The organism is Frigoribacterium sp. PhB118 (assembly GCF_003751725.1).
GTDB lineage: Bacteria > Actinomycetota > Actinomycetes > Actinomycetales > Microbacteriaceae > Frigoribacterium.
This window is the reverse complement of sequence record NZ_RKID01000001.1, coordinates 930,544-947,598: the sequence shown is the minus strand read 5'-3', so window position 1 is coordinate 947,598 and position 17,055 is coordinate 930,544. Positions and strand designations below refer to the sequence as shown.

Sequence of the window (17,055 nt, the reverse complement as noted above, 5' to 3'; positions counted from 1 at the left end):
GGCGGGAGACCCCGATTTTTTGACGAAATCGCCCGTACCTCCGCCTAGGGACAGCACCGAATTCTCTCTCCAAAGGTGGGAATCCCACCGGGACCGTGGTATCAATCCAACATTCCACTCGGGGTACGTCGCGGACCGTCAGAACCGCGTCGACTTCCTCCGAGGTGCCGAGCTGTACGGGCTGCACCTCGACCCCGACGCAGCTCTCGACGCACCGAACACGATCAAGCCCCAGCAGCTCCAGATCGTCGACACGCTGTCCGGCGACTTCGACATCTTCGACGTCGAGATTCCCCGCCGTGCGTCCAAGACGACGACGATCTTCCTGCTGCTGATCGGCCGCTGCGCGAACCGCCCCGGCTACCAGGTCGCGTTCTCGGCACAGTCGGGTGTCGCCGGCACCCGGCGCCTCCGCGAATGGAAAACGCGCCTCGATCGCATCAACCCGCCCGACGATCAGGACCTCCCGCCGTGGATGCGCACGGGCCGCTCCCGAACCACGAAGGCCCAGGAGCGTCGCGTCGCCCTGTTCGGCGACGACCTGCTCCCAGAGCGTGCCGAGGAGGCCGGCCCTGCACGCCGTGGGTTCCGCATCCTCATGGGCGAGACCGGCAAGGGCATCTACTTCGACAACGGGTCGCAGTTCCTCGTCTTCAAGCCCGACGCCGACGCCGTGCGCGGTGAAGCCGCCGACGTCGCGTGGATCGACGAGGCCCAGGAGGTCGACCCCGACGAGGGCGACGAGCTGCTCGCCGGCCTGCTGCCACTCATGGACACCAAGCCCGGCGCGCACCTGATCCTCTCCGGCACGTCGGGCGAGGTCCGCGTCGGTCCGTTCTGGCGCTACCTCGCGTTGCTCCGCGAGGGTGGCACCGACATCGGCGGGCTCGACTTCGCCGCCGACCCCTCGACCCCGTGGGAGCTGCTCGAGACCGAGGAGAGCGCCATGGAGCTGCTCCAGCGAGTCCACCCCGGCATCGGCACCCTGACGACCATCGAGAAGATGCGGAAGAACTACCGTGCGCTCCCGCTGCCTCAGTGGGCGCGAGAGTACCTGTCGATGTGGCCAGAGACGTTCGGGTCGACCGCGATCGCGGCAGACCTGTGGACGGCCGGCGCTCTCGAGAAGAAGCTCACGAAGCCGCCGCGCATCGCGTTCGGTCTCGCAATCAAGCCCGGTGGCGGTGTCGCCGCGATCGTCGCGGCCTGGCGCGGCACGAACGGCCAGGCGTACATCGAGGTCGTCAACCACCAGGGCGGGACCGACTGGCTGCCGAAGCGGATGCAAGAGCTGACGAAGACTTACCGCGGATCGTCGATCGCGTACGACGACATCGCCGAGGGCAAGGCCACCGCGGGGGAAACCCAGGTGCTCACCCCTCGCCCGCGCCTCCAGCTCCAGACCTACCGCGAGACCGCCGCCGGGTGCATCCAGATCATGCGCGACCTCGAGCGCGGCACCCTCCGCCACTTCGACCAGATCGGCCTCAACGCCGCCGTCGCCGTCGTCGCCAAGCGCGAGACCCGCGGCGACAACGGCGTTTGGCTCTGGACCCCCAGCGAGCCCGGAGCAGACATCACCTGCATCGACGCCGCCACCCGTGCTCTCCGCAACTGGGACCAGCACTTCGCCCGCAGCACCAACCGCACAGGAGTCGTGACCGCAGCATGATCGAGTTCGACCAGTCCAGCACGTCCGTCGTCATCACCTGCGCCGAGTGCCCGTGGTGGCACGGCTTCGCCTTCACCATGGACGAAGCCGAGGCCTCAGGGCTCCGTCACGAAGCCCAGGTCCACGAAGGCACGACAGCCCTCCGTGACCGCCTCCAGACTCGTGCCCGGGTACGCGCTCACCGGGCACGAGCGTCGATGTAACGCTCCGTCCGGATGATTTAGCTCATGGGAATCCTCGACCTCTTCAAACGGCCTCAGGCCGCGACAGGTGAGTTCCCGACGTTGCTCTCCCCGGCGGCGGTGCTGTCCCCATTCCAAGCTCAGATCACTCTCGCTCCGGCCCTCGTCGCCGAGTTCGACGTGTCGGGTGTCGCGGCCATGACACGCGTCGACGCGCTCCGCGTCCCGGCGATCGCAAAGGGTCGCGCGCTGCTCCACAGCATCATCGGGTCCCGCCCCCTCCGCGCCTACCGCGGAACCGAGCTGCTGACCGGCGACGCACAGCCCACGTGGCTCTACCGGTCCGACAGCGGCATCAGCCCAGTGCAGCGGACGAAAGCGATCCTTGACGATCTGATCTTCGCCGAGGCCTCACTGCTCGCCGTCCGTCGGGGGTCAGTCCCGACGGACGGTGAACTCGGTCCCATCCTCGACGCCGTTCACGTCCCTTACGAGCGGTGGTCCGTCAACACCGAAGGACAGATCGTCGTCGATCAAAAGGTGGCCGCCTACGGCTCCGTCGTATGGATTCCGGGCCCGGGCCCAGGTCTGCTCGCCGCGGCAGACGACACGATCACGGCCAGCAGGGATATGGCCAAGGCCTGGCAATCGCGAGTCCGCAACCCCATGCCCGGTCTCGTCCTGCAAGAGCAGGTCGAGGGCACACTCACCGAGACGGAAGCCAAGGCCTACGTCGAGGCCGTCGCGAAGATGCGCCGTAACCCCGACGGAGCGGTCATGTTCGCCGACGCCCGTATCCGCGTCGAAGCCCACGCCAGCAACCCCACCGACCTGTTCGAGTCCGGACGCAACGCCCTCCGCCTCGACGTCGCGAACCACATGAACATTCCCGCCGCGCTGCTCGAGGGCTCGCAGGCGGCGGCGACCCTGACCTACTCCACGCAGGAGGGGCAGCGCAACGAACTCGTCGACTACACGATCCCGTTCTGGGCCGGCCCCATCGAGGAGGCCCTGTCCCTCGACAACGTCGTGCCCCGCGGCCAGCGCGTCCGCTTCGACTTCTCCGACCTCATCGCCCCCGCCGCGTCACCGACCGGCCCCAACACAGAGGACTGAACACCATGGCTGACCCCAAGAGCAAGACCGCCGACACAAACGCCCAGCTCCCCGTCGACGAGACCCCCGAGACCGAAGCAGCGTCGACCGAGTTGGTCGGCTACGCCGCCTACGACGTCACCGAGTTCGAGAAGCGCCGTGCGGCGCTCGAGCTGGCAATCACCTCGAACTCCGCCGACGTCGTCGCGACCGCTGGGACGTACCTCGCGTTCCTCTCGCCCGAGCCCGAGGTGACGGCGTGACCGTCGCGCAGATCGAGGCCGGCACCCTCGCCGCGAACCGCGAGGACCGGACCGTGTCCGGCCTGCTGCTCAAGTTCGGCGAGACGGGCCGCACGAATCTCGGACGGTTCAGTGTGCAGAAGGGCGCGTTCAAGCTCCCGAAGGACGTGAAGTCGTTCCTGCACCTGGTCGACACGCACGCCCGTCCGATCAAGAACGTCGGCACTGCCCTCTTCGCGCAGGAAACCGACGACGGAATCGTCGCGGCCTGGCGCATCAACGACGGACCCGAGGGCGACGCACTGCTCGCCGCCCTCGACAGCGGCGACGACAGCGTGCCCCGCAAGCTCTCGATCGAGGTCGACGACGTCAAGCTCCGCAACGGCGTGGCCGTCGCCGGCACCGTCCACGGTGCTGCCCTCGTGAAGGCCGGCGCGTTCCCCTCGTCGTCGCTCATGGCCGAGGACACGCCCGACGGCGAAGAGCCGCCCGCCGCGTCGGACCCGAAGACCACCACCGAGAAGTTCACCGAGGAGCGCACCGACGAAGACGGTGTGACCCGGAAGTACACCACCACCCGGACGACGGTCGTCGACGGGGACAAGACCACGATCACGGAGAAGACCGTGATCGAAGAGCCGGAGACCCCGGCAGAAGAGGAGGAGCCCGCCGTGGCACCTGCACCCGCTACCGTCCCGGCGACCCTCGTCGCCAGCCAGGCGAGCCAGGGGCCGACCGCGGCCTCCGTGTTCGATCTCATCACGAAGGGACTCGCCGCCGAGCGCGACGGCCGCCCGCTCGAGGACTCCCTCATGGCCGCGCTGGCCGACGTCAAGACCACCGGGGCCCTGGGCTCCGGCGCGGCCGGCGGCAACCCGATCCAGCCCGCCTGGCTCGGCGAGCTGTGGAACGGCAAGAGCTACGTCCAGAAGTACATGCCCCTGATCCGCCGCGGCTCGATCACCGCGCAGGACGAGAAGGGGTTCGTCATCGAGGGCACCGACGACCTCGTCAAGCCCTGGGCCGGCAACAAGACCGAGCTGCCCACCGGCTCCGGTTCGGCCCGGTTGCGTGACTCGATCTTCCAGCGGTGGGGCTGGGCCGCGGACATCGCCCGCGAGTGGTTCGACATCCCCGCCAACCGACCCCTGATCGAGGCGTTCCTCAAGCGCCTCGCCAACAGCTACGCCCGCGTCACCGACGTCTGGACCGGGCAGCAGCTCGTGCTCGGCGCGACGGCCGGCGGACTGCTCGCCCCTGACACCTACCCCGAGCGCTACCCCGCCGCGCTCGGCATGCTCATCCAGGGCATCGAGGCCGTCGGCGACAGCGACGACACCCCGACGTTCGCGATCGCGAACCCGCTCGCGTGGAAGGAGCTGATCTACACCGAGAAGGACCGCGTCCCCGAGTTCGTGACGTTCAGCTTCGGCACCGGCGGCGAGGGCACCGCGGACGGCAAGGTCAAGGTCATCAAGGGCGACACCGGCATCACCGGCAGCCCCTCGATCGTCGTCGGCTCCGCCGCCGCCGCGCACGTCAACGAGCTGCCCGGCGCGTCCCCGCTGAACCTCGACGCCCTCGACCTCGCCCGTGGCGGTGTCGACCGCGCCGTCATCGGCTACACGCAGTACATGACCGACTACCCCGCCGGTCTCAAGCACGTCGGCATCGCCGACGCCTGAACCGGAAGGAGGGCATGACGATGATGAACGGACCGTACTGGGTCGGCGACGTCCCGACGACGGACCTCGTCGTCGTGCCCTCCCGCGGCGGGGAGGACATGGACCTCACCGCCTTCGACGATGTCGAGGTCGTGCTGTACAACCCCGACGGCGTGCTCGTCCCCACCGCCGGGTTCCTTGCCCAGCTCACTACCGAGGGTGCCGTGCTGATCGAGTGGCCCGGCGACACCGTGCTCGACGAGCCCGGCATCTACACCCTTGTTCTCGTCCTGCTCACCGCGGCCGGCGGGCGCGAGCGGGCCGACAGCCTCACGTTCGTCGCGCAGGCCGACGACGGGTGGCACACCCTCGAATCGACCCGCGGCACCCCCGAGCGGCCCGTGTGGGCCGACGCGCCCGAGGTCGACACCACGCTCTACGCGCTGCTCGAGTCCGCCAAGACGCAGTGCATCGAGTACGCCCCAGCCTTCACGGGCCGGCCCCCGGCTCACTACCGCCAGGCGCAGCTCATCCAGGCCCGGAACCTCTGGCAGTCGACCAAGGCGGACGACGGCGGCCAGCTCGGAGCCGACGGGTTCGCCGTCCCGGTCTACTCCATGGACTGGGTCGTCAAGGGCCTGCTGCGACCGAAGCGAGGTACCCCGATTGCCGGTTGACCAGAGCACCCGCCAGAAGCTCGCGAACGCCCTAAAGCCCCTGCTGCCCAAGGCGTGGAAGATCGTGCCCTACTCGCGCAACCTCGACACGATCGAGCTGACCACGGTCATGCTCCACGCCACCGAGATTCGACCCGCGACGTCCGCCGTCGGGGCACTCGAGACCGACTTTGTCATCAGCGTCATCTCGCCCAAGGCCGACCCCACATCGGCGCAGCAAGACCTCGACGACGACGTGCTCGCGCTCGTGCTCGACCTCTACGGCATGGGCGTCATCATCCGACAAGCCACCCCGACCGTCGTCCAGGACAACCTGTCCTGGGACATCACCATCACCGTCATCGCTCGAAAGGACGCCTGACCATGGCCGACATCGCAGTAACCCCGTTCGCCCTCACCGACGCCACCGTCAAGGTCGCCGCCGACAACTTCGCCGCCGCGATCTCGGCTGTCGAGTTCGTGCCGACCGTGCCGACCTTCAACTTCACCGGCCTCACCCCGTCCGCCGTCTTCAACTTCTCCGGCGCTCCGGCGTGGGTCGTGAACCTGTCCGGTGCACAGGACTGGGCCACCGCGACCAGCATCTCGAACTACCTGCTGGCCAACCAGGGCAAGACCGTCGAGATGCAGTTCGCGCCCATCAAGGGCGGCAAGGCGTTCAAGGCGAACGTCACCATCGTGCCGACGAACATCGGCGGCACGGTCAACACGGTGCCCGTGTTCGCCGTCACCCTCCAGGTGCAGGGGCAGCCGACCCCCATCGCCGCCGTCACGGCCTGATCGCCATGCCGCTCGGCATCGACGTCAACGACTCCAAGGAATTGCAGGCTGCGATCCTCGGACTACGTCGAGCCGAGCGGCAGATCCAGGCGAACGTCCGCAAGTACACCCGTGAGAAGCTTCTGCCCGAGTGGCAGAAGGGCCTCGCCGAGCGGGCCGAATCTCGCCTCGAGCACCGCGTGCTCGTCGGTACGGGCCGCATCAAGATGTCGAACCAGAACGTGCGTATGTCGTCGGCCACCGTGGGGCGAAAACTGTCCGGCGGGCTCAACCCGAAGACCGACTACTTCGCCGCCGAGTTCGGTGCAAACCGCGACGAGAAGAGCACGTACACCGCGACGAGCCGGAAGGGCAAGACCTTCAAGGTCACCCGCCGCACCCGCGCTCAGCTCCGCTCCCGCAACAAAAACGGCTACGTCGTCTACCCAACGGCCAAAGCCCTGATTCCTCGGTTCGCCTCGCTCTGGGTGCAAACCGTCATCCGCACATTCCACGAAGGACTGGAGGGAAAGTAATGGCCGCCGGCATCAACATCGACATCGCCGCGAACGTCCGCCAGTTCCAGAAGGGCACGTCCGACGCCGAGTCCGCCCTGACCGAGCTGTCCTCTGTTCTCGACGACGTCGCCGCCGACACCCAGCGCGCAGCGAACCGATCGGGCGACGCGCTGGGAGACGGGTTCCGCGACGGCTCCCGAGACGCCGAGAAGGCCGTCGACGGACTCGGCGACAAGGTCACCAGCAGCACCCGCAAAGCCGAGAAGGCCGTCGACGGGCTCGGCGACAAGATCGGCGACAGCACGAAGACCGGCGTCAAAGAGGCCGAGAAGAGCAACGAGCGTCTAGAGCGCAGCTTCAAAGAACTCGCCGATTCGGCCAAGCGCGACACCAAAGACCTCGGCGACCCCATGGCCATCAGCACCCGCAAGGGTGCAGACGAAGCAAAAGAGGGACTGGGCGAGTTCAAGGACGAAGCGAACTCGACCGCTCGAGAAGCCGCGGCCAGCTTCGACGGCTCAGCCGAGTCCATCGGTGACGCCTTCCAGGAGGTCGCCGCTAACGCGTTCGCCGGGTTCGGTCCCGCCGGTGCCGCCGCCGGCCTGCTCGCCGCCGCCGGCCTCGGAGTGGTCTTCTCCAAGCTGCAAGAGGGCGGCGAAGAATCCGACGCCTTCAAAGAGAAGGTCGCTGATCTGGGCGCTGAGTTCATCGACGCCGGGGGCAAGGGCGAGGCCTCGCTCGAGTACGTCATCGACAAGCTTAAAGAACTCGCCACGACCACCGAGGACGGCGTCGTCAACCTCGAGGACCTCCAGGAGGCCGTCGAGGGCGCCGGGAACGGAAAGAACTTCGAGGACATCGCCCGCGCCGTCGCCGGTGCCGGGGCCAACGTCGACGACCTGCTCAAGAAGCAAGAGAAGCTGCTCGAGCAGCTCGAGGAAGAAGCCCAGACCTCCGACCAGACCGCGACCGGCGTCTACCGCGACAACCTCAAGAAGGCTCAGGCGCAGCAGCTCGTCGTCGACGAACTCGTCAAAGCGAAGGACGCCGCCGACCAAGCGAAGGCGGGCGAGGAGGCATACGCAGCGTCAGGGGGTCCGGCGCTCCAGGCCAAGGCCGACCTCATCTCGAACATCAACGATGCGTACGACGACGCGGCCGGCAGCGCTGACGACTACGTCGACGCCGAGTCCGGCATCTTCGACGTCCAGGGCTTCATCGACTCCATGACGCAACGCGAGCAGGCGCTACGCGACTACCAGGAGACCCTGGCGACCGCAGCCCTGACCCCCGAGGCGAAGGCGTTCATCAGCTCGCAGGGCGTCGACAGCGCCGCGACGTTCATGGCCGGCTACAAGACCGCCACCCCGGCGCAGCAGGCCGAGCTAAACCGCATCTGGTCGGAAGCCGGCAAGACCTCGTCCGGAAGCTTCTCATCCAAGGTCAAGGCCGACCTGTCGAACGCGGGCTACAACACCGACGTCGTCCTCAACCCCGACATGTCACGGATCACCGCCGAACTCCAGCGCACCCGCGTGCTGAACATCGAGGCCCGCGTCAAGAACAACATCGCTAGCCAGTTGCCCCCCGGGCAGGGAATGGGTGTCCCGTGAGTTCGAGCATCAGCAGCACCGAGGCCCTGTCGACGACCGTCACGGCCTACGCCTGGACGGGCGCGGCTAACGCGTCGCCGTCCGTCAAGCGCGTCAACGACGTCGAGACCCGACGCAACGACATCGTCGACCCCCGGTTCACCAACGTCAACGCCTGGTATCGGAACCCCAACGCCACCAACGACTACACGGGCCCGGGCTCCGTCAAGGTCACGGCGACCGCCGCGATCGCCTCCGGCCTGCTCATCACCTACACGGCGTCAGCCATGGCCCCCGGGCAGGTCGGCACATACAAGGCCGCGTCCTACGCGATCACCAACACCGGAACGGTGCCGCACACGATCTACGGCAACATCCGCGCGTACGGCAGCAACGCCAGCACGGACGGCCCAAACTCGCCCGACGTCGTGATCGCCCCCGGGCAGACCGTGACGTTCACCTTGCCTGCGGTGCTGCCGACCGCGGCGAATGAGTTGGGCTACCGTGCCCTCATCCGCACCCGCGGCATGGCCGCGGGTGAGAGCCTGATCGTTTCTCAGGCGCAGGGCGAGACCGTCGCCGGCCCCGACGCTCAGCCCGGCCCGTACTTCGACGGAACGACCGCCGGGTCGACCGTCGTCAGCTACGCCACGTCACGGCCCCTGTACGTGCTGGGCTACGAGTCCCAGCGCGCATCCGCCCACGTCTTCCACGATGTCATCGGACGCGCCAACCCCGACGTGACCCTCCGCCCCGCCGGCCTCCGCACGGGCACGCTGTCGTACCTCTTCGCCTCGGAAGCCGAGGCAGCAGAGTGCGAACGCATGCACTCAGGCACCGCCGTGCTCACCCTCGACGACCCCGAGCTACCCACGATCGCCATGCCCTACGTCGCCGACGGCGCGATTAGCCGACAGCTCGACCCGCAGTCCCGCGCGCTCTGGCTCGTCGGTGTCGCCTACCGGGAGGTGCGCCCGTGATCTGCACCCGCACCTACACGGCGACCCTCCGAACCGCCGTCGGCAAGACGTACCCACTGAACATCGTCGACGGCAGCGCCGGCCTGTCCGAGGCCCGCGCCCCCTACGCTTCGGCATCGCTCACGATCGCCCACCCGGGCCTCACCGTGCTCGCCGCCCTCGACCCGACGCTGCTGCCGCGCGTGACCCTCACCCTGTCGAGCACACCCGGCGCAACCCGCACCCTCGACCTCTACGTCTCTGCCCGGCAACTCGACACAGCAGCGGCGCGAGTGGGGCTGAACCTGTCAGGCGACGAGCTACTGCTGCAGGACTACAAGCGCGTCGCGACCGAGCCGTACCGAAACCTCTGGATCAACCAGGGCAGCGTCGCCGACATCGTCTCGATCGTGCTGAGCACCGTCTACGGAGGCGGTGCAGCCTGGAAGCGAGGTGCCTGGGCCACGCGCCCGATCCCGACGTACTCCGCTGCGAAGAACCTGATCCCCGTCGGATCGTTCGAGGTGCCGTCCGGGGTGTGGATCGCGACCAACGTCGCCCTATCTCAATCGTCCACCCGCGCTCGTATCGGCACCAACTCGCTCCGCATGGTCCCGAACACCGCGAACGTCAACGACTCGTACGCGTCCCTCAACCCGGGGCTCGAGCCGGGGAAGACCTACCGCTTCAATGGGTCCGTATGGTGCGCAGCCCTGTCCGGCACCGTCAACGCCCGAGCCCTGTCCGTCGTCGTCCTCGCAACCGTCGCTGGCACGACCCGCCAGGTCGGCTACGGCCCCGCAAACCTCCGCAACCAGTGGGTCGACGTTTTCGCCGAGTTCACCATCCCCGAGAACGCTACCTACTCCGAGGTCCGCATCTACAACGGTGCGGCCTCAGGCGGCGGCGACTGTTGGTGGGACGCGCTCTCGATCTACGAGGGCGACGGACGGGACACCAACGGAATCAGCCCGATCCCGTACTTCGACGGAGACACCCCCGACACCGAGACCTACCGCTACGACTGGGACGCCGCCGCCGGCCTCTCGCCCTCGACCCGCACCCCCGTCCTCGACCGCGACCCCGAGCTGCTCACCTGGTCGCCCGGCCAATCGGCCTGGGAGTACCTGACCCCGATCCTGCAAGCTGTCGGGCTCCGCCTCTTCTGCGACGAGACACGCACCTGGCAGCTCGTCGACGACAACTACGCCGTGGCCGGCACCGTCCGCGCCGCGGCCGGCACGAACCTCTACGCCCACACCGACCTCATGAGCCGGACAGCGACGCAGACCGACGGCCTGCCCCTGTTCTGCGACGCCGTCGTGATCGCCTACACCTGGCGAGACCGAGCAGGGGATGAGCGCACCCAGTACGACATCGCCGGGACGACCAACCCGACCAAGGCGTACGTCATCGAGCGGCCCGACACCGCTTTCCCTGGGGCGGGCACGGCTGCCTACGTGCTGCGCCGCCTCCAGGCCCGGCAGAAGCAGCAGACCGCGACCGCGGCGATCGACTTCGCGGCGACACCCGGGATGAGTGTCGCGATCACGTCGGGGGCAGCCGACGCGCTGACGGGCTACCTCGACGCCGTCGAGTGGAACCTCACTGCCGACGACATGCAGCTCGTCTCCAAGGGTTTGATCGTCGTCGCCTCCGGCTCGATTGGACGAGCACCCGCAGATCAGACCATCGGCTCGGTCACGACCGACCTCGCCGGCTACACCAACTAGGAGGGCCACCGTGGCCGTAGGAGACGCAGCAGGGGCTAAGGGCCTCGCGACGTACAGCGATTCGCTACTCGTCAAAGACATCGACACCGCCCTCAACCAGCGCGGCGACGAGATAGCCGCAACCATGACGCGGCTCGAGAAGGTCGAGGCCGCAGTCAACCAGCCCATCCTCAGCGTGAGCCGGAGCACCGCGCAGAGCACCGTCCAATCCGGGGCGTGGGCCATGGCGACTGTGTCCCTCGCCACGACCGCGGAACTTGCATCGGGCATCACGTGGAATGCCGATTCCGGCGAGGCAAAGGTCGGCAAGGCCGGTATCTATCGAGTCGGCGGGTCCGTGTTCTACAGCACCGCGCCCGATACCGCGGGCATCCAGATCACACGCAACTCGACAGACTCGGACACCTCGGCAACCATCGCGGGCAACGTGCAGGCAGGCCGTGGGGTGAGTACGACCCGCCTCGTCCGCCTCGCCGAGGGTGACGTGCTCCGTCTGTTCGTCTACCAGCAGTCGAGCAACGGAGCGCGCACCATCGCCACCGCGCCCTACAACCTGACTCTGACGGCTGAGTGGGTGCGCGCGTAATGGCAAACAGACCGGGCACTCAAGCGTCGATCGGCAACGGGCAGACCCTCAACGCCGACGCCGCGATCTACTGGCGCCTGCTCGTCGCCGCGGTCGCCGCCCTGTGCGGGGTCTGGGTCGTCGCGACCGAGGGCACCCGCACCTGGCAACGGCAGTTCTACCTCTGGGTGAATCGTCTGCGCCCCGGCTTTAATCCCGCCTGGCATCCCGACGACCCCCGCGCGAACCACGTAGCCGGCCGGTGCGTCGATGTCGGGTCCGGCGTCGGCTACGTAGCCACCGCCGTTTCCAAGGCCTTCTACCGTCTCGCGGGGCTCTACGGCTTTCGAGCCACCGTGCCGGGGGAGCGCTGGCACTTCGAGTGGCGTCTGGAGTGGGTCAGCCCCGCGATCCGCGCCATGGTCGGTAGCACCCCGGCCTCCACCTCCACACCTCCCGCCCCCATCAGAACGGACGATGACGAAATGATCAGCACCGAGGCTCAGACCTTCATCCGTGACACGGTTCGAGCCGTCGTCACCCGAGACAGCCGCTACCGCCTCTACCGCAACAGCGACACCCAGAAGCTCGTCGCCGTCCGGTGGGACGTCCCCGTGGGCGACCCGGCGCGGGTCATCTACCCCAACGACGACGCCCACGCCAAGCGCCTCCGCGACCCCTACCAGGTGCTCGGCGACGACCCGTCGCAGGCCAAGGCCCTCAGCCCCCAGGAATGGGAATCGCTCCACCGACTCATCGACGGCTCCGACATCGCCTACCAGCCCAAGTAAGGAACAAATCACCATGGACAAGTTCAAGCTCATCGCCTTTGCCATCGTCGGCGTCTTCGCAATCGGCCTCGTGGCCGGCTTCATCGTGCTCGAGGCGAACGGTCGACCGACGTCGACCTTCGTGATCTTCGCCGGCGGCATCTTGTCGTCGCTCGGCATCTTCGGCGGTCTCGGCTACGGGCAGGTCAAACAGTCCGAGCGGCTCGAGACCGTGGCGAAGAACGTAAACGGCAACTCGACCCGCATGCTCGACACCATCGAGACGCAGCAGCAGCAGATCGCCGGGCTACTCGCGGCCCTGCCTGCCACCGTGGCAGCACCGGTCGACACGTCGCCGGCCATGAGCGAGGACACCATCCTCCGGCTGCGCTCGGACGCCGCGCAGCTCCCGAGCCACCGAGCGGAGTAGATCAGACCTTGCGGTCATCCAGGGCGCCGACGACGAGATAACCCGCCAGGCACGCTCCGGCGGCTCCGAGCATCCCGGTTCCGAGGCCGGCCATGACGATGACAGCATTCACTAGGTCGGCGGTCCAGGAGAGCCCGAGCGCCAAGGCACCGAGCACAGCGAACGCGATCGAGAGAAACAGCAGTGTCGTCTTCATGCCGTCATCCTAGGCAGCAGCGGCGACAGCACGGCGGAGGGCGTCGTCGGGGACGGCGGTGTAGACCTGCGTCGTCGCGACGCTCGCGTGCCCGAGGAGGAGCTGCACGGCCCGTATGTCGCGGTCGGCGGAGTACGACGCGGACGCGAACCGGTGCCGCAGCGTGTGAGCCGTCCACCCGTCCGGGAGGGCGGCGCTGACGAGCTTGGAGACGTAAGACGCCGAGAGGTGCCCGTCGACCTGCCCGGGGAACAGGTAGCCGCGGGGGAGGGCGCGCAGCGTGACCGCCAGTCCCGGGTTCAGGGGCACCGTGCGGAGCTTCGAGCCCTTCCCGTGGATCAGCAGCGACCACCCGTCGAGAGTCTCGCGGAGGTCGGACGTGTGCGCGTGGGCGACCTCACCGCAGCGCATGCCGACCGTCGCGGCCAGCTCGACCATGAGCCGCACCCGAGGGTCACCTGTGGCGCGCCCTGCCGCGAGAGCGGACGCGGGCGCGGGGCGGGGCTGGCCGAGGGGAGGGCTGAACGTCGGGAGGAGGTGGGCCGGGTTCGTCATCATCCGGCCCGTCGCGTGCGCCCACCCGTAGAACACACGGAGGGAGGCGCGGATCGAGTGGCGCGTCGTCTTGGACCACGCCCTCGAGCCGAGGTGGTCGACCAGCACCTCGGTCGTGACGTCGAACGGGTCGACGCGTGTCTCGTCGGCGAACCGTCGGAGGTGGTAGGTGCGGAGGTAGATCGTTCGTTCGGAGCGGTGGCCGGCGCGGAGCCATGCCGTGAACGGCCCGAGCTGCGTTGCCCAGGCCAGGGGTATTGCTGTTCCTGATCGCATGCGAGGGTTCGTCACGACCAGACGCAACGGTTTGGTCATGAGACGCGGTCGAACGTTTGCCAAGCCCGCGCGACGCCGCCCGATCCGGGGAATACGTCGGTGAACTCGTCCCCGGGTTCGGCACCTAGCAGGTCAAAGATCCACCGGCAGAAGATCGCGGGTTTCGCTCCCACTACCCGCCCTGGGTCGGTCGTGCGAGCCCTCGCCGCCCCCACTAGTGAGTCAACCCGTCGCGCCCCAGAAGTGTCGTCCGGGCCCGACAGCGACGCGTCGTGTCGACCAGGTGACGACGCGTCGTTCCCGTCGACGCGCGACGCGTCGCCCGCGGCCGCCCGCGACGCGTCGTTCGGGCCCGACAGCGACGCGTCGTGTCGCACGGCCGTGAGACGCGACGTGTCCGAGCTGCTCAACGCGACACGTCCCCCGCGGAAGATGACCGGCTCCCAAGAGTTCAGAGGTCCGCGGGCCACCGTTGGGCGTTCACCTTTGACCCACGCAGCCACCCGAACGTCTGGGGGACAGAGTGACAGCACGAATTGAAGGGCCGAGCTTGATGTGCTCAAGGCCCACCCGTCGTACGGGAGCAAGCTCGCGACGAGGGCAGCGTGATCGACCTCGCCATCGAAGTCGGGATGGGTTCCGTAGTAGCGGCGGGAGAGGCCGGGGTAAGGCGGATCGGCATAGGCCAGCTTGAGCCGTCGCCCGTGGCCACGGGCGACGCCTAGCCCAACATCGGCGTTGAACCTATGCCGGGCCTGTCTGCACCGCTTCGAGCACGTCACCGCGTCACGCCGTGACGCCTCTGGGATAGGCCCGTGGCACCAATCGCACGTACGGCTCACGACGCCCTCGCGAGGCGGGGACGTAGCTCGACGACGGGGCGCTCGTCGATTAACCAGTGGGTTCTCGGTTCAAGTCCGAGGGGGTGCACGAAAGAATTGGGTCCCCCGTGTTCTGCAGTCGCAGAAGCGGGGGATTCTTTCGTCGTATGGGTCTGGTCCGCTCCGCGGACCGCGGCCCAGCTCGCACGGGGAGCCAGCCGGGCCCGCCAGGTCGCCGTTGCTCGGGGGTGACGTCGCTTCGCTCGTCACGGACGGGGAGCAAGCCGGGCCCGCCAGGTCGCCGTTGCTCGGGGGTGACGTCGCTTCGCTCGTCACGGACGGTGACGTCGCTTCGCTCGTCACGGGGGGTGACGTCGCTTCGCTCGTCACGGGGGGTGACGTTGCTTTGCTCGTCACGGGGGAGTGAGGTTGCTTGGGTCGTCAGCGGGGGGAGACGGCAGGAGGCGCGGGCGGGGCGGCCCGCGCCTCCTGCGTCGGTGGGGTGGGCGGGGTTACTGGCCGTCGCGGGGGACCTGCGAGGCGGCGTCGCGGCCGGTCACGGGGTACGGGCCCGTCATGCCCTCACGGAGGCGGGCGGCAGCCAGGATGCGGTCGCGCTGCAGGTGCCACCCGAGCATCAACAGAGGGATGATCACGACGAGCGACATGACCGTGAACGACCCGATCGGCCAGTCGATCGCCATCAGGACGACGACCGCGGCCAGGAAGGCCAGCGTCAGGTAGCTCGTGACCGGCGCCCCCGGCAACCTGAACGAGGGCTCCTTCGCCTTGCCCTGCTTCGCCCACTGACGCAGTCGCATCTGGCAGAGGATGATCGTGCCCCACGCCGTCAGGATGCCCAGAGACGCGATGTTCAACACGATCTCGAACGCCGTGTTCGCCCCCACGATCGCGTTCAGCACGACGCCCAGCAGGGTGATGCTCGCGGTCAACAGGATGCCGCCGAACGGCACCCCGCCCTTCGACATCTTCGTCGTGAACTTCGGGGCCGAGCCGTTCATGCCCATCGAGTGCAACACGCGGCCGGTCGAGTACAGCCCGGCGTTGAGGCTCGACAGCGCGGCCGTCACGACCACGAAGTTCATGATCGACCCCGCGACGTCGCCCACCTCGGGGCTGCCGATGCTGCCGAAGAACGTGACGAACGGGCTCTCGCCCGCCTTGTAGGCCGTGTACGGCAGCAGCAGCGAGAGCAGCACCAGCGACCCGACGTAGAAGACCGCGATGCGGATGATGACCGTGTTGATGGCGCGCGGCACGACCTTCTCGGGGTTCTGGGTCTCGCCCGACGCCGTGCCCACCAGCTCGATCGCGGCATAGGCGAAGACGACGCCCTGCACCACGATCACGGCCGGCAGCAGGCCGTTCGGCAGGATGCCCGACGACGCCACGAGGCCCCAGCCGGTGTCGACCGCGGCACCGTCGTGCGTCACGGGGAACGCCGCCGCGAGCCACACGACGCCGACCACGAGGAACACCACGAGAGCGGCGACCTTGATGATCGCGAACCAGAACTCCATCTCGCCGAAGACCTTCACGGCCAGCAGGTTGACCGAGAGCACCACGGCGAGGGCCACCAGGGCCAGCAGCCAGTCGGGTGCTGCGGTGAACGCGGACCAGTAGTGCAGGTACAGGGCGACCGCGGTGACGTCGACGATGGCCGTCATCGCCCAGTTCAGGAAGTACATCCACCCGGCCGCGTAGGCGAACTTCTCGCCGAAGAACTCGCGGGCGTACGAGACGAACGACCCCGAGGAGGGGCGGTGCAGCACCAGCTCGCCGAGGGCACGCAGGATGAAGAACGCGAAGACGCCACAGATCGCGAACACGATCGCGAGAGCCGGACCGGCCGAGGCCAGTCGACCGCCGGCGCCGAGGAAGAGCCCCGTGCCGATCGCCCCGCCGATGGCGATCATCTGCAGCTGACGCGGCTTGAGCCCGTGCTGGAAACCCTCTTGCTCGTGCGAGAAGTCTTGCGGGAGGTGCGTCTCGGTGGAGGCGTCGCCGCCCCCGTTCGTGGGACTCGTCATCGGTCGACCGTAGCCCCTATCGCTTTCGCCCGCATCACCGCCGCGAGACGGGCGAACCCCCAGGAGGCGCGGTGCCGATTCACATGCGGATAACGAATGGGTGACGATCACCAGGCCCGCAGGCATGGGCGACACGCCGGGACGCAGGGTGTCCGGGGTACACCCGCGGCGCCGTCGGGCCGGTTCGCAATTCGGATGGACGACGGATGTCGGCTACGGTCGTGGAGGCCCGGGAGACCGGGCCCGTCATCATCAGGACGCGCCGACCGATGGTCCGATCAGTTCGGGTTCCGGTCGT

Annotated in this window: 17 protein-coding genes; 14 read left to right on the top strand and 3 right to left on the bottom strand. The window is 68.2% G+C overall.

The genetic code is table 11. The features are described from left to right. Window positions 1-19: 19 nt before the first annotated feature. The 14 genes from EDF21_RS04315 to EDF21_RS04245 all read left to right on the top strand — a co-directional run bounded on the left by EDF21_RS04315 (window position 20) and on the right by EDF21_RS04245 (window position 12,858). Complete coding sequence (locus EDF21_RS04315; RefSeq protein ID WP_123570402.1) at window positions 20-1,672, top strand: hypothetical protein; 1,653 nt, start codon at window positions 20-22, stop codon at window positions 1,670-1,672. Window positions 1,673-1,899: 227 nt separating this feature from the next. Further along, window positions 1,900-2,970, top strand: coding sequence for a phage portal protein (locus EDF21_RS04305; RefSeq protein ID WP_123570400.1), 1,071 nt, complete (start codon window positions 1,900-1,902; stop codon window positions 2,968-2,970). A gap of 5 nt (window positions 2,971-2,975) precedes the next feature. Further along, the gene (locus EDF21_RS04300) at window positions 2,976-3,212 is read left to right on the top strand and encodes a hypothetical protein (RefSeq protein WP_123570399.1); all 237 of its coding nucleotides are present in this window, start codon (window positions 2,976-2,978) and stop codon (window positions 3,210-3,212) included. After that, window positions 3,209-4,876 (top strand): hypothetical protein, encoded by a 1,668-nt coding sequence (locus tag EDF21_RS04295; RefSeq protein ID WP_123570398.1) that lies wholly within the window; start codon window positions 3,209-3,211, stop codon window positions 4,874-4,876. Before EDF21_RS04300 ends, EDF21_RS04295 begins: the two co-directional genes overlap by 4 nt. A gap of 20 nt (window positions 4,877-4,896) precedes the next feature. Further along, on the top strand, window positions 4,897-5,532 hold the full coding sequence (locus EDF21_RS04290; RefSeq protein WP_158612853.1) for a hypothetical protein: 636 nt from the start codon (window positions 4,897-4,899) through the stop codon (window positions 5,530-5,532). Then, entirely contained in the window at window positions 5,522-5,893 is a 372-nt protein-coding gene (locus EDF21_RS04285) for a hypothetical protein (RefSeq protein WP_123570396.1), read from the top strand. Before EDF21_RS04290 ends, EDF21_RS04285 begins: the two co-directional genes overlap by 11 nt. A 2-nt stretch (window positions 5,894-5,895) precedes the next feature. After that, window positions 5,896-6,312: a hypothetical protein gene (locus EDF21_RS04280; protein WP_123570395.1), complete on the top strand. Its 417-nt coding sequence runs from the start codon at window positions 5,896-5,898 to the stop codon at window positions 6,310-6,312. A gap of 5 nt (window positions 6,313-6,317) precedes the next feature. Beyond that, complete coding sequence (locus tag EDF21_RS04275) at window positions 6,318-6,827, top strand: hypothetical protein (RefSeq protein ID WP_123570394.1); 510 nt, start codon at window positions 6,318-6,320, stop codon at window positions 6,825-6,827. Then, on the top strand, window positions 6,827-8,422 hold the full coding sequence (locus EDF21_RS04270) for a hypothetical protein (protein ID WP_123570393.1): 1,596 nt from the start codon (window positions 6,827-6,829) through the stop codon (window positions 8,420-8,422). Before EDF21_RS04275 ends, EDF21_RS04270 begins: the two co-directional genes overlap by 1 nt. Next, complete coding sequence (locus tag EDF21_RS04265) at window positions 8,419-9,381, top strand: hypothetical protein (RefSeq protein ID WP_123570392.1); 963 nt, start codon at window positions 8,419-8,421, stop codon at window positions 9,379-9,381. The genes EDF21_RS04270 and EDF21_RS04265 overlap by 4 nt, the downstream gene beginning before the upstream one ends. Next, on the top strand, window positions 9,378-11,093 hold the full coding sequence (locus EDF21_RS04260) for a carbohydrate binding domain-containing protein (RefSeq protein WP_158612852.1): 1,716 nt from the start codon (window positions 9,378-9,380) through the stop codon (window positions 11,091-11,093). The genes EDF21_RS04265 and EDF21_RS04260 overlap by 4 nt, the downstream gene beginning before the upstream one ends. 10 nt (window positions 11,094-11,103) lie before the next feature. Next, window positions 11,104-11,679, top strand: a complete 576-nt coding sequence (locus EDF21_RS04255) for a hypothetical protein (protein WP_123570390.1) — start codon at window positions 11,104-11,106, stop codon at window positions 11,677-11,679. Next, on the top strand, window positions 11,679-12,449 hold the full coding sequence (locus tag EDF21_RS04250) for a hypothetical protein (RefSeq protein ID WP_123570389.1): 771 nt from the start codon (window positions 11,679-11,681) through the stop codon (window positions 12,447-12,449). Before EDF21_RS04255 ends, EDF21_RS04250 begins: the two co-directional genes overlap by 1 nt. 13 nt (window positions 12,450-12,462) lie before the next feature. Continuing rightward, window positions 12,463-12,858: a hypothetical protein gene (locus tag EDF21_RS04245; RefSeq protein WP_123570388.1), complete on the top strand. Its 396-nt coding sequence runs from the start codon at window positions 12,463-12,465 to the stop codon at window positions 12,856-12,858. Between the two features lies 1 nt (window position 12,859). On the opposite strand, the gene EDF21_RS04240 is transcribed toward EDF21_RS04245, so the two are convergent. From EDF21_RS04240 to EDF21_RS04225, 3 genes are all read right to left on the bottom strand, one after another. Then, window positions 12,860-13,054: a hypothetical protein gene (locus EDF21_RS04240; protein ID WP_123570387.1), complete on the bottom strand. Its 195-nt coding sequence runs from the start codon at window positions 13,052-13,054 to the stop codon at window positions 12,860-12,862. A 9-nt stretch (window positions 13,055-13,063) separates the two neighbouring features. Further along, complete coding sequence (locus EDF21_RS17170) at window positions 13,064-13,924, bottom strand: tyrosine-type recombinase/integrase (RefSeq protein WP_123570386.1); 861 nt, start codon at window positions 13,922-13,924, stop codon at window positions 13,064-13,066. A gap of 1,294 nt (window positions 13,925-15,218) precedes the next feature. Continuing rightward, window positions 15,219-16,757: an amino acid permease gene (locus tag EDF21_RS04225; RefSeq protein ID WP_123570384.1), complete on the bottom strand. Its 1,539-nt coding sequence runs from the start codon at window positions 16,755-16,757 to the stop codon at window positions 15,219-15,221. Window positions 16,758-17,055: the final 298 nt, after the last annotated feature.